This window comes from Methylobacterium sp. CCH7-A2, assembly GCF_001557075.1.
Classification (GTDB): Bacteria; Pseudomonadota; Alphaproteobacteria; order Rhizobiales; family Beijerinckiaceae; genus Allobosea; species Allobosea massiliensis.
The window spans coordinates 1-12,390 of sequence record NZ_LSKN01000147.1 but is presented as its reverse complement, the minus strand read 5'-3'; the positions used below and the strand labels follow the sequence as shown (position 1 = coordinate 12,390).

The following is a 12,390-nucleotide window of genomic DNA, read 5'->3' as shown; positions in this document are numbered from 1 at the left end:
CACAGTCTCACCCCCAAGCATCAATCCTCAAGACGGCCGCCCTCGTAGGGGTACGCCATACTGGCAGGCCGTTCTCGCAGATCGTTGAACGCGCCGATCAACGAGCGCACACGGGCGCCCCAGGCGCCACGATCGAACAGTCGCTGCATGGCTGGAAGGTTGTAGAAGCGGCGCGCACCCATGAGACGGAAGCCCAGCAAGACACCAAAGCTGGCGCCGAATAGGCACACTACGAGCAGGTTCCGCGCTGGCATGTCACGCACCACCTGCCAGCCCAACAGCATCACGATGCTGGCCAGCAGGAAGAGCCCTAGCAACCCCAGCACCCTATCGAACAGCACCGACATGACCGCGCGCCCGCGCATGCCAGGCCCCACGTGCTTGATCACGTATCCGGCCTTAATGACATCGCCACCGTTGGAACTGGGCATGGCCAAGTCAAAAAACGCCCCGATCATGGTCCAGCGCAACGCCTCGCGAAAGCTCACCTGCACGCCTTGGCTGCGCAGCAAGATCTGGAACCTATAGGACACCACCGCAAACGGCGGCAGCATCAACAGGAACGCCGCCAGCAACCACGGCCAAGTGTTTTCCAGATGCAGCAGCGCGTCGATATCGACCCGGTTGAACGCGAACAGTAAGCCAACGACCACCGCGGCAATCAGGAGCTTGAACCAGACCGACCCCACCATCTGGCGAAGCCCCTCAGCGGTAGCCATCGCTCAATCCTTGCGACGCAGTTCGAACCACAGATAGGCCAGTAGGCGCTTGCCCGTCGGCCAGATCTTGAAGTGCGTCTCACCGTAGCCGCGCGCCAGTTCCTGGGTCGGGAACTCGGAACGCGCCAGACGCAGCTTGTACGAACGAACCACCATCTCGATGTCGATGGACAGGCCGTGGTCCAGCACCTTCATGGCGGCGAAGGCACTGCGCGTCCAGCCCTTGAAGCCATGCAGCACGTCACGCACCATCGGCCCCTCGCGGCGCCAGAGCAGTGCAGCCAGCGCGGCAAGCCCCAGCACGGCCCACTTTCGCGGGCGCAGCAGATGGGCGTCTTCCTCGTTGACTGATCCTGGCAACTGCCGGCTGGCCACCACGAGTTGCTTGCCGGACTCGAACAGGGGGCGGAACTTCAGGACGTCGTCGACCGGCAAGGTGCCCTTAGCAAAAAACACAACCACCGCATCGCCCGTCGCTACCTCATTGGCGTGGACATAGGCCGCATTGAGCCCGCGCTTGGGTTGCCGGTGCACGCGGATCCCCATGGACTCGAGATACTCCACCGTTCCATCGGTGCTGCCACCATCTACGGCGAAGACTTCGTCGAACTGGTGTAGCGGCAGCTTGGGCACATCGACCTGGCAGCCTTGTAACTCGTTCCAGACGATCAGACACAAGGACAGCTTCACGCACACGCTCCGTTGCCGCTCAGCTCACGCGCCACCTGCAGTGCCTCGGCCACGGCCACGTCGGAGTTCATGTGCTCCCAACGGCCCCAGCGACCCATGCCCACGATGCTGCGGGACTTGGCCCAATCCAGAATGCGTGCAACCGCCTCCGGCTTGCCCAGCGTGTTGATGGGGTAGGCGTACTCGTTGTGAAAGCGCACGCCCTCGGTCGGCTTGGAGCGTGTGGCATTGGTTTCGGTCCAGTAGCCCTTGGCATTACCGGCGAAATTGGAACGCAGCAAAGCGCGGTGGTAGGGTACCGACTCGTCGGGCTCGTAGGTCCAGTGCGAGGGGCTGTCCAGCGTATCCGGCACGTAGTCCACGTCGATGGGCGCATTGCGCAGCGTGCGCACATCATCAGCCACCGCTTGCGGCAGCTTGGCCGCGTCAAGCCAGCAGGTCCACGGCACGGACGAGACGATAGTCTCCGCTTGCCAGCGGCCATTCACGATGCGGCTGTCCAGGTCCACGCTCTCCAGCGCGCAGCCCGTCACCAGCGCATCGCCCAACGCCACGCCCATGCGGCGCCAAACTTCGCCGTAACCGAACTTCTTGGGATAAAGAAAGGTGCCGTGCGCCGGCAGCGAGCCCATGGGCTTTCCCTCCAGGCAACTGAGCAGGGTCTCGCGGAACGACACGTCAGGCAACTTGTAGAGCCAGTAGGTGCCCAATGCATCCGGGTCCATCGACCAGATCTTGCGGTTGTAGGGCAGCATGTACTCCTGCGCGATCCGCTCGCCCAGTTTCCATTCGATCCAGGCTGCAAAGGACTCGGGCATGGGCTCGCCGCGCACGCAGCCGGCCTGGGCGATCGACTCCAAATAATCGGCCTGCACCTCGACCGGGAACTGCCACAGGTTGGCCTCCAGCGGATGGTCCACCTCTATGCCGCGCAGTCGGATCTTGGAAACGCGGTCGAACAACTCCCATTCCTCCCGCGGCATGAAGCGGAAGATGAAGTCCAGCACCTCCTTGCGGCGCATGTCCAGAAAGTGGCCGCCCCCGATGTCTAGGGGAGCGCCATCGACGTCCTCGGAGCGGCACAGCCCGCCGGAAATCCGTTCTTTTTCCAGCACCACGATTTCCTCGCGCGGGGTGCCGGCATCGATCAGCGAATGCGCTAACGTCAAGCCGCTGGGGCCTGCACCCAGCACGACGAATTTTTTCCGTTCCATAAAACTCTCAATGATTTGATTTTTGCACTTCGGGGAATGCAACGTCGAGCATTTTATCTCTGCACACGACGCGGTTAAGGGGTTCGCGTCCGCGCGAGGCGTACCCTCAGCAGCATTACCGAAATGATCAGTAGAACGATGAGCAAAGCAAACAGAGGCGCTACATAGCGGTGCTCAACTTGCCAAGCCAACTCATCCATAACCCCATAGAAGGTGAGCCGCTGAATCACAATGCCGAAAATAAACAACAGCGCAATCCACGGCTGGCGTACGTGATTTTCCGAATGCGCGCCAAAGGATCGGCTCGCACCACCGACAAGCGCGAAGATCGGCACGAAAGGCCCCAACCAGAGTACGACCGACCAGGCTTCCCAACCCGCCAATGCGGATTGGGCGTTCAAGCCGATCCAAGCCTGCGACGGAACTGTGCGTTCCAGATGATCCAATGCACTCAATAGCGCTTCGCTTCCCTCAATGTCCCGTCGCTGCACCGTGCCCAGCTGGCCAACGCCATCCGTCACGACACCTCGGTTCGTCAAGTAGCGAATTGTTAACGGGCCCGGCGGGACATCGACCGAGCTTAGCTCAAATCCCGTCGCGTGGACGGCTCTCCCCCACTCATTGGAGAACGCGGCGGACACGTCGTCTCGAGTGGTAATATGCGCACTCATCCATGACTGCACTCCATTAGACGAGTTGCCACCAGCCACCTGCACACCGAGCAAGACAACTGAGGCGTCTACAGGCAGTACCCACCCCCGCAAGCTGACGCGGGACTCGGATGTTTTCACGAGATGAGTGCGACGAAGGCAGACTTCGTCGAAAATGTCTTGGGCAAAGCCCTGATCAGTCACTGCAGGCATGAAATCGAAGATCTTGCGATACGCCTGCAAGATGCCGACCGGCATGCTCGCAAAGACGGTGCCCAAGTCGCCTGCAATCAAGGGGTGTACAACACTTCGACGCTGCAGGCGCCCCTCGGAGAATGCAGCCTCCAGCTCGGCATTAACCTGGTCCCAGAACCGACTCAGGTTACCGACCGTTCGAGGATTGGGCAGCTGTTGGATCGCTGCATCGTTGAAAACATGCCATATCCAGCCATTGCCGATCTCGCCAGCGGGCAGGCCGCCCTGGTGCTGACTGGCGAGAACATACGGACTGTCAGCCCGCTCCACCGTATCACGAAGACCAGCCAAAGTCGGACTGTGGGCATAGGCTAAGGCGCGCGCTTGGCTAGAGACACTGATGTATCTCACACGCGGCCGAACATCGATGGACGCCAGATTTCGCAGCAAACGCATATGCGATGGCATCTGCGACATCGTCGACCCCCAGACTCCATCGACGACGCCATGGAAGACCGCTGGGCTATTTGCCAGCGATAAAGCCACCCCCGTTGCCAGGGCCCCCCCTCTGATCAGTTGGCCATAGCGACGGCTTGGCGATTGGCGCAAGATCCATAAGCACAACAATGCCAACCAAGCAGCCCAAACCAGCAACAGCTGCGACTCGTTACGCACAATTGCCATGTACCCAAGGACGCTGCCAAGCCCTAGCCAGAGCAGCCCCCCTGGCGATGCTCCGTTTCCGAGCAGGTGAAGCAGCCGCACTGACAACGCCACACCCAGGATGACCAGAGACACGTATAGAGAATCGCTGAGCGCATGGTCGAACAGATGGAACGTGACCGGGCTGAAAACCAGCAGGGCAAACAGAGCCAGAGTTGCGCCCTGCCCAATGGCTGGCTTTGCTGCGCGGCACAGAAGCCAGCAGGAAAGTATATACAGCAACTCTACCGCCAAACGCTGGGGCACTCCGAGCAGTTGGCCCAGCATGAGCCAAATGGGATAGCCCACTGGAGGGCCCAAGTCAGTAATTCCGAAGTGAACGAACTTGACAAATCCCGCCGAGTCATCTGGTAAGGCTATGATTTCGTTTTCTGAAACGACCATTATTTTCAGAAAAACGACTACGATGACAAAAATCGTCATAATCCAGGCGCGCCATCGCATTTTCATCAGATATCCAAGCATGTCCAACAGTACAGTCAAACCAGAAATACTAGAGAAAAGGCCGCATGATATGAGCCGTTTAGATACGTTTTTTTTGCGTGGCAAGTTAATCGCACGCGCGATCCACCTCCCAAACGTTTCTAGCAAGCCCCACCACCATCTTCCTCCAAATTCAACTCATCAATTCTGTCAAATAGAGACGCCGGACCCGGAGCGGAATCAACCTGAGACAGCTATTCAATCGCTTGATCAATATATACAAATTGGTATGCGCAATGCAAAATTTTCTAATCAGGTTGGTCAAGTCGATTCTTGGACCTGAAAGGCCAGCCCCGTCATGCCGCGATGCGGTAGCCGGGCGACATTTCGATCTCGACCCGACCGGCATCAGACGCAACCGAGCTCAGCTTCTCAGCTTGCTCGCCGGTGATCGTGACCGGTAGCAGCGAAGGGCCGCCCGCACCAGGCTCGGCCAACAATCCGTCGTGATAAAGCCGGCGCCAGATGAAGAGCAGGTTCGTGGTGACGTCATAGCGCCGCGCAATCACCGAAACAGACGTTCCGGGCTCCAGCGAGGCCGCAACGATCGCTCGCTTCTGCGTGTCGCTCCAACTCCGCCGGCCACGCCTCGTGTCGATCGTGTCCATCATTGCCATAATGGACACGGACCACCTTCACGCGCCAATTTTCGGCGCGTCATGGGTGATCGACATCGGCTGAAAAGGCGGCTCGCTGCGGAGGGCTACCCGTCCGCTCCGATGTGAGTGCTGGTTCGGGTGTCGCCACCGCCGACACGACGCGGGCATCGCTTCCGCGGCCTTGCGGATCTCGCGGCGCCAGGTGAACAACTGCTGCGGTGACAAGGCATGGCTGCGGGCGAAGGCACCTACCCTCGCGCCAGGCTCGAAGCTCTCCGACACGAAGACCTCAAACCGCCGAACCGGCTTATCGAGCTCGGCCATCGATTTATGCGTAAGCTCGGAAATTGTCATATTTCCAAGCCCTCCAGGTTCGGAACATCAACGTTAATGCCTCATCCCGAAAGGTGGGGCCGGGACGCTGCTTACCTTTGTGGGAGGCCTGATGATGCAGAGCGCTCCGGCAGGCGAGGAGAAGGAGCGGGCCGGCTCCCAAGGTCGCTTCCCGGAAAAGATAATGCCGCATCCTCTCCGAGTCATGAGACCATATGTTCACCTGGCCCGCGCTGACAACAGCATCGCGTAGAGCGCATCATAGCGTTCGACCATTGTTTCGACGGCGAACATCGTTGCAGCCCGTACCCGGTTGCGCTCGCCTGCCTCGGCCAAGCGTTCCGGCGTATTGAGAAGGTCGACAATAATGCAAGCTGTGTCCTGTAGCTCGGTGGCGAAACTGTCCGACCGACCGATGATTTCCGACAGTGCACCGACGTCATAGCCTGCAACGGCAAGCCCTTTCGCCATCGCGAAGGGCGACACCTGGCCAAAACTCTCCTTCCAAACCGGCGCAACAAATACCGAAAATTTATCATAAAGATCAGGAAGGGCATCATAAGGGACATACCCCGTGAAATAAAAATTATCTCGAACGCCAGCAGCTATGGTGCGTCCGATATAGCCTTCCAGAAAAGAGCCGCCGCCCACAATAATCGCATGCGTTCGCGGTCTGCGCTTGATAACCTCAATGAATAGGTCGATCGCGTCTTCGCGAAGCTTGTCGCTTTCGAGTCGGTAGACCATCCCGATGGCATTCTTCGCATCGTCGCCATCATACCGTTTCGAGAAATGCGACAGGTCGATGCCGGGATAGATGATCGATGATACAGCTGGATCGGCGGCAGCTGATCCGAATTGGGTCCGAACATACTCGCTGACGAAGACATAGTGGTCCACCCGAGGCACGACCATCGGCGTCACCGGCGTGTTGACGTTCTCGACGACCTTGGCGTCAGGAATCGCATCCAGTGCGTCGAATGCTGCTTTGTACCAAGGATCGTCGCTGAGTCCCCAATAATGAACATGGATGATGTCAGGGGAATAAAGTCGATAAACATCGCGTATACTGTCAGCATTGGGCTGCGTCACGCAATGAACCGTCATGCCGACATGCTCACCGCCGCGCCACAGCGCCGAGGTTAGCACCTCCTGCTGATAGTGATGAGATAGGTGTTGAATGATGTCGATGATCAGTTGGGTCGACCCGCCGACGAAGACATTCGGGATGACATGCAGGATCCTCGGTCGCCGAATGTTAGGCGGTATCGGCCTGAGTGGCGCAACCTCGTACGGGGCGATGAGTCCCGCCTTGTCGGCAGGCACAGTGCGCCGCTTAAGCAACATCTCCTCGTCGAGGCGAAGGCGGTACCGGCCTTCGGATTCGTGCCATTCCGGAACCCGCGACGTTTCGAAAGCCAGGTCCAGCGAGGGCTTTGTGACCGCTGCAGGGGTCTCGCCGTTTTGGCTGTGCCGCTGCCGTCGTTCAGCTGCGGTGAGCCGTCGGGCGGCCGTGGCCATGGATCGCAGGATGGGCCGAGCCAGCTGCAGGACCGGCATCAACCGCGTGATGACCCGCCAGCTCGTGGATGTCTCGATCGTGCGCAGCCGGTTGGCCAGGACTTCCCGTTCTACGCGATTACTCTCGGCCTCAGCTGTCCAATACTCAAGCGCGCGTGCCATATCCGCTCGAACGGTCGATAGCTCGGACTGGACGGTCGATAGCTCCGTTTCCCGGGCGATCAGTTTCCTCTCAGTCTCGTGGCGAGCCTGTGCATCGGCCTCGGCACGACGCGCTACGGCCACTTTCAATTGATGTATTTCGTAGCGTCCGAGCAGCTCGCGATTTCTGCCCTTGATCGCCTCCGTCCGCATTGTGACATAGTCGAGCTCTGAGTCGAGGAAGATCGGCCGAGGCAGGGTCGCCAGCGGCTTCGTTCCGCAGACCGCCATAAAGACGGCAGGCTCCGGCCGCTCGTCGCCACTGATCGCACGATAGCTGAAGGTTGTTTGCGCATCCGCGCCGTCTGGTAAGAAGGTGACTGCCGGTGCGATCACCTGCCCAAGGAATCGGACTGCCGGGAAGGCAGCCGTCAAGGTCGCCCGAAACTGCGCTTCGGGCATCTCATGCAGATGGAACGGGTTCTCGCCATAATTGGCCGTGGCTGCGGGATTTGGCGTGGAAATCAGCAGCAGCCCGTCCTCGGTCAAGAGCCGCTTCAAACTGGCCAGTAGGCGCAGCTGGTCGGGACGCGCCAGATGCTCGACGAGCTCAAAGCATGTGATCAGATCGAAGCTCGCCGGCTCCAGGCATTCTGCCAGGTCGTACCGACGCTCGAAGACCAAATTCGGGGCCTTGTGGTGCTCGCGCGCATAGGCGAGCGCCTCCTCGCTGATGTCGACGGCTGTGACATGCGCAGCTTCCTCGGCCAGATCCGCGGCCCCGTAACCGCTGCCGCAGCCAAAATCCAGGACGCGCTTGCCCGCAGCGAGAGAGCTGGCGAAAGCATAGCGTGGACGGTGCTCGTAAGCGGCGATTTCGGACCAGGTGCCCGGGACATAGCGTTCCTGCATGAAAGCCGCGAAATCGCTTCCGCTCGCGATCGCGAGGAGGCCCTCCTGCGACACGACCGAAGCGTTCAGTTCCGATGTCTCATCGTCGAACGGGGCTGCGACATCGGACGAGCGCAGAGGATGCTGCCCCGTGACCTCGACCTTCGGGAAGCGCAGCCGTCGGAACAGGGTCGCGAAGCTTTCCCCGGAGTAGAACGTCAGATGGGACGGGGGATGGCGGTATTTCCAGCCGCCCGGGTCCTTCAACGCCTCGGCGGAGCGGGCATTCGGCGTCGTGACGGCGACCACGGTGTCGTGGCCGATCGCCCCTTTCCCCATCAGCTCATAGAAGAGGCCATAGGGCTCGGACAGATGCTCGATTACATCGAGTAGCAGGATGAGGTCGAAGCGATGCGGAGGGATCTCCTCCAAGGTCTCCGTAAAATAGATTTCGGGGTGCCGGGCGATGGCGATGTCGCGCGCATGCCTCGAAGGCTCGACGCCGAAGCATCCCCAGCCACGCGATCTGGCCAGTGCGAGATGCGTGCCATAGGCACAGCCGATATCGAGTATCGATGGAGAAGCTCGCTCGGAGTCGATACGTTCAATCAGAGCCACCAGCCAAGGCGGCGAGCTGTCGGTCTGCGCATCATAGGACGCATAGCCGCCGTGCTCCCCGCCCTCGAACCAGTCCTCGCGGTCATAAAGGTCCTTGAGCTGCTCCGGTGTCGGCTCAGGATTGACGAAATCGGTTGCACAGGAGGCGCAGCGCCAAACGTCATAGTCGCTCGCCCTGCACAGCCAGCTGGACGCATGCAACCCGCAGACCGGGCAGGTTGGCCCGGTTCGAGCTGCTTCGGGGCTGGGTTGAACGATCGACATGGAGGTTCCCTCTTGACAAAATTCGGTATCGTCCAGCTCCCCAGTCGATTCATTGGACCGAGCTTCGGCACCGGATGCCATCAAACACACCGCTAACCGTGCGGCTCCCAAACAATAGGATGAATTAGTCTTCCCCAGGTCGGGTACGCTGTCCGAATAGAGAAATAGACGTTTAATTCTGTCATAGCATAAAGCAAAGATAAGTCATTGCTATAAGCTGCTATGGCGGCGATGTATTCGCCGGGCCCGAGTACTGTAGATTTAAGAATAACAATTCCTTTGGCTGTCTCGTTCTCTCTGATGGGGGGCCACGAAACTTTCGACTCTTTGTTTGTTTGTCCGATTATCCAATCCCCGTCTCGACGGTATACGCTAAGTCCAAAGATTATTCCGTCAATGTTTTCAGCTGCTTTGAGCGCGAACTCAAAAGCAATGTCATCACCCGGGGAAAATTCTGCCCCCCCCCCGTGGCGTCTCAATCGGAATACCGTGAATTCGCCATGCTCGGTAATCTGCTGAGGAACCGATCGGCCGGTGGGCGTGAGCGGGCGTGACTCCGTCGCTTCCACGCTCGGCGCATCGCCGCCCAGCATGAAGGCATGGAAGTCCTGTGTGATCTGCACCGGATTGCCGATCGCCTTGACTCGGCCGTCGTTCAGCCAGATCGCCCGGTCGCAGATCATCTGCAATGTGCTGAGATCATGGGAGACGAACAGGATACTGACGTTCTTCGCGCGCAACTCGTTGATACGCCGCATGCACTTGTTGCGAAAGGCGACGTCGCCGACGCTCAAGGCCTCGTCGACGATCAAGAGATCGGGATCGACGCAGGTCGCGATAGAGAAAGCCAGGCGGACATACATACCGCTGGAGTAGCTCTTGACCGGCTGGTCGATGAACTCGCCCAACTCGGCGAACGCAAGGATGGCAGGCATGCGATCGCGAGTTTCGGCGTCGTCCAGGCCGAGGATGGCCGCGAGCAAGCGGACATTCTCCCGGCCCGTCAACTCGGGATTGATCCCGGATCCCAGTTCGAGCAACGCCGCCACACGTCCGTTGACCACAACCTCGCCCGCAGTCTCCTGCAGCGTTCCAGTCAAAATCTGCAGCAGCGTCGATTTTCCGGCACCGTTGCGTCCGACGATGCCGACCGTTTCTCCCTTGGCGATCGAAAAGGAGATATCCTCCAGCGCCGTGTAGTCACGGTAATATCGCTTGAAGCCTCCGAACAGGATCTGCTTCAGCCGGTCTCCGGGCCGATCGAAAATCCGGTAGACTTTCGAGAGGCCGCGAACCTCAAGCAGTGGTGGATCGACGGCCGGGTTGTCAAACGACATCGGCGAAGCCACGGCGCGTGCCGGAAAACCAGAGATAGCCGAGCCAGAGCGACATCATTCCTAAGGCCCAAAGACCCGCAACTGTCGCCATGGTCGGCCACTGATGATCGATGACGATGGCCCGCACCTGCTCGATAACGGGCACGAGAGGATTCAGCGCGAATATCCATGCGAACTGAGGCGGCAAGGCGGACGCAGGATAGAATACCGGACTCAAAAACATCATCAGCGACAGAATTGGGCCTACAGCGTAGCGGAGGTCTCGGATGTAGACGCCTGTGGCGGCCAGAAACCAGACCAGGCCGCAAAGCAGCAGGACGAACGGCACCAGCACCAGCGGCAGCCCGACAATCGATACGGAAACCGAACCCGTCAGTACGAGCTTGAACAGCAGCAGGATTGCGAGGGAAATCAAGGCGTTTACGATCGCCACGCAAAGCGCGCTGACACCTAGCAACTCCACCGGGAACACGACCTTCTTCAGGTAGGACGGGTTTTCGAGCAAGAGCATAGGCGCGCGCCCGATGGCTTCCGCGAACAGCCCATAGACGATCAAGCCAGCGAAGAGGACAAGGGAAAAGTCGCCGACATTGCTGCTGTTGCCGCTCCAACGGCTCGGAACCACGGACGTAAAAACGAATGTGAAGACCAGCAGCTGGCTCAGGGGCACCAACACCGACCAGAGAACTCCGAGGAGCGAGCCGCGGTAACGACTCTGCAGCTCCTGCGCAACGAGGCGGCGCAAGAGGTGCTTGTTCTTCCAGACCACGGCAAAGGGCGTCAGCGGCGTTACCCGCAAAGAAACAAGCGCTTTCAGCCTCATTGTCTGTCTTGCAATCAAAATCTCGAACCTGGCTGCGATTAACGCACAAGGATGTCCGTCGCCACTAACCCACTTCGATGCTGACGCAGGTCGGGGACGCGGTTTCGAAGTGGACGGCTCGTTTACGGACTAGGCGCGCGCGCTGTCAATCGGGGCAGCGTCAGCAACCGAAGAAGGGGCGTCTTTGGCTGAATGATGGATCCTGCGTGCGTCTTCGACCAGAGTATCCCAACCAAGTCTGGTCCTATGATTTTATCGAGGATCGCACCCATAACGGCCGGAAGTTCCGCATGTTGAACGTGATCGACGAGCTCACCCGCGAATGCGTGGCGAACCGCCTCGTCGATCAGCCCAAGACAATCACATCCATCGGAATGCGCGAATGGGCTCATATCGGTCGATAATGAGGGCCGTTGGTATAAGATCCATGCCCTGAGCGACGGCAAGGGCAGGCCTCTTGTCCTCGCGCTCACGCCCGGGCAGGCAGCCGACATCAGGATGCTGTCCGTCATGCTCGACGCCGCACCACCAGCCCGCGTACTTCTGGCCGACAAGGCCTATGACAGCGATGCGATCCGTGAAAATCTCATCGGAAGAGGCATGCGTCCAGTCATCCCCAACAAGGACGATCGCAGGTTCTTCCACCCCTTCGACCGCAAGCGCTACAGCGATCGCAATGCCATCGAGCACATGTTCTGCCGCCTCAAGGACTTCAGGCGAATCGCAACCCGCTATGACAAGCTTGCCAGGAATTATCTGGCTTCGCTTTGCCTCGCCGCTCTCGTTGCCTATTGGCTCCGTTGAGTCTCAACCTAGAGCATCGGACCGAAAAGTGGAATTCACTTTTCGGAGGAATCCGCTGCTCCAGCAATATCTTAGAGCATCGTGATCGCGTCCGTTCGGACGCGCGATGGTCTAGATCGAAGCCGGACCACTCAATCGGGGCAGGCCAGTTTCATCTTAACGCCATTCAATTCCGCGTAAGGGCGACGATATCCTGAAAGTCGTGGATTGCCCCTGACAGAATGCGGTCGACTTGGAAACGCTTCGCCCATTCGGAGTGTATGTACTCCTCACCAGTGAAGCTGATCCCGTATTCGTAAGCCTCGGAGGTGAGGTGTCCTTGCTGAAGGAAGAGCTGGCTCGGTTTATCTGAACAGTTTTGGGGCTGTCGCTAAGTGGATTTCGG

At 59.2% G+C, this 12,390-nt stretch carries 10 protein-coding genes and 2 pseudogenes; 3 read left to right on the top strand and 9 right to left on the bottom strand.

All coding sequences use genetic code 11. The features are described from left to right. Positions 1 to 20: 20 nt before the first annotated feature. The 4 genes from AX750_RS12605 to AX750_RS12590 form a co-directional block, all read right to left on the bottom strand. Positions 21 to 719, bottom strand: a complete 699-nt coding sequence (locus tag AX750_RS12605; protein WP_066719872.1) for a lysylphosphatidylglycerol synthase transmembrane domain-containing protein — start codon at positions 717 to 719, stop codon at positions 21 to 23. 3 nt (positions 720 to 722) lie between these two features. Further along, complete coding sequence (locus tag AX750_RS12600; RefSeq protein ID WP_066719876.1) at positions 723 to 1,409, bottom strand: glycosyltransferase; 687 nt, start codon at positions 1,407 to 1,409, stop codon at positions 723 to 725. After that, a complete protein-coding gene (locus AX750_RS12595) occupies positions 1,406 to 2,623 on the bottom strand; it encodes an NAD(P)-binding protein (protein ID WP_066719878.1) in 1,218 nt (405 codons plus the stop codon). Before AX750_RS12595 ends, AX750_RS12600 begins: the two co-directional genes overlap by 4 nt. A 74-nt stretch (positions 2,624 to 2,697) precedes the next feature. Then, positions 2,698 to 4,641 carry a hypothetical protein gene (locus tag AX750_RS12590; protein WP_066734497.1) on the bottom strand — a complete coding sequence of 648 codons (1,944 nt, stop codon included), beginning with the start codon at positions 4,639 to 4,641 and terminating at the stop codon, positions 2,698 to 2,700. A gap of 13 nt (positions 4,642 to 4,654) precedes the next feature. On the opposite strand from AX750_RS12590, the gene AX750_RS26000 reads away from it, so the two are divergent. Further along, positions 4,655 to 4,957 carry a hypothetical protein gene (locus AX750_RS26000; protein WP_156446510.1) on the top strand — a complete coding sequence of 101 codons (303 nt, stop codon included), beginning with the start codon at positions 4,655 to 4,657 and terminating at the stop codon, positions 4,955 to 4,957. A 13-nt stretch (positions 4,958 to 4,970) separates the two neighbouring features. On the opposite strand, the gene AX750_RS12585 is transcribed toward AX750_RS26000, so the two are convergent. From AX750_RS12585 to AX750_RS12565, 5 genes are all read right to left on the bottom strand, one after another. Next, a complete protein-coding gene (locus AX750_RS12585; RefSeq protein WP_197426588.1) occupies positions 4,971 to 5,285 on the bottom strand; it encodes a transposase in 315 nt (104 codons plus the stop codon). 24 nt (positions 5,286 to 5,309) lie between these two features. Beyond that, on the bottom strand, positions 5,310 to 5,597 hold the full coding sequence (locus tag AX750_RS12580; RefSeq protein ID WP_066719886.1) for a transposase: 288 nt from the start codon (positions 5,595 to 5,597) through the stop codon (positions 5,310 to 5,312). 228 nt (positions 5,598 to 5,825) lie between these two features. After that, entirely contained in the window at positions 5,826 to 9,041 is a 3,216-nt protein-coding gene (locus AX750_RS12575) for a methyltransferase domain-containing protein (RefSeq protein WP_197426589.1), read from the bottom strand. Between the two features lie 92 nt (positions 9,042 to 9,133). After that, positions 9,134 to 10,378 carry an ABC transporter ATP-binding protein gene (locus AX750_RS12570; protein WP_066719892.1) on the bottom strand — a complete coding sequence of 415 codons (1,245 nt, stop codon included), beginning with the start codon at positions 10,376 to 10,378 and terminating at the stop codon, positions 9,134 to 9,136. Then, positions 10,368 to 11,201: an ABC transporter permease gene (locus tag AX750_RS12565; RefSeq protein WP_066719894.1), complete on the bottom strand. Its 834-nt coding sequence runs from the start codon at positions 11,199 to 11,201 to the stop codon at positions 10,368 to 10,370. The genes AX750_RS12570 and AX750_RS12565 overlap by 11 nt, the downstream gene beginning before the upstream one ends. Positions 11,202 to 11,356: 155 nt before the next feature. On the opposite strand from AX750_RS12565, the pseudogene AX750_RS25530 reads away from it, so the two are divergent. Next, positions 11,357 to 11,533, top strand: a pseudogene (locus AX750_RS25530) (IS3 family transposase); the annotation flags it as partial. A 76-nt stretch (positions 11,534 to 11,609) separates the two neighbouring features. Next, positions 11,610 to 12,005: pseudogene (locus tag AX750_RS12560) on the top strand (IS5 family transposase); the annotation flags it as partial. Positions 12,006 to 12,390 lie beyond the last annotated feature (385 nt).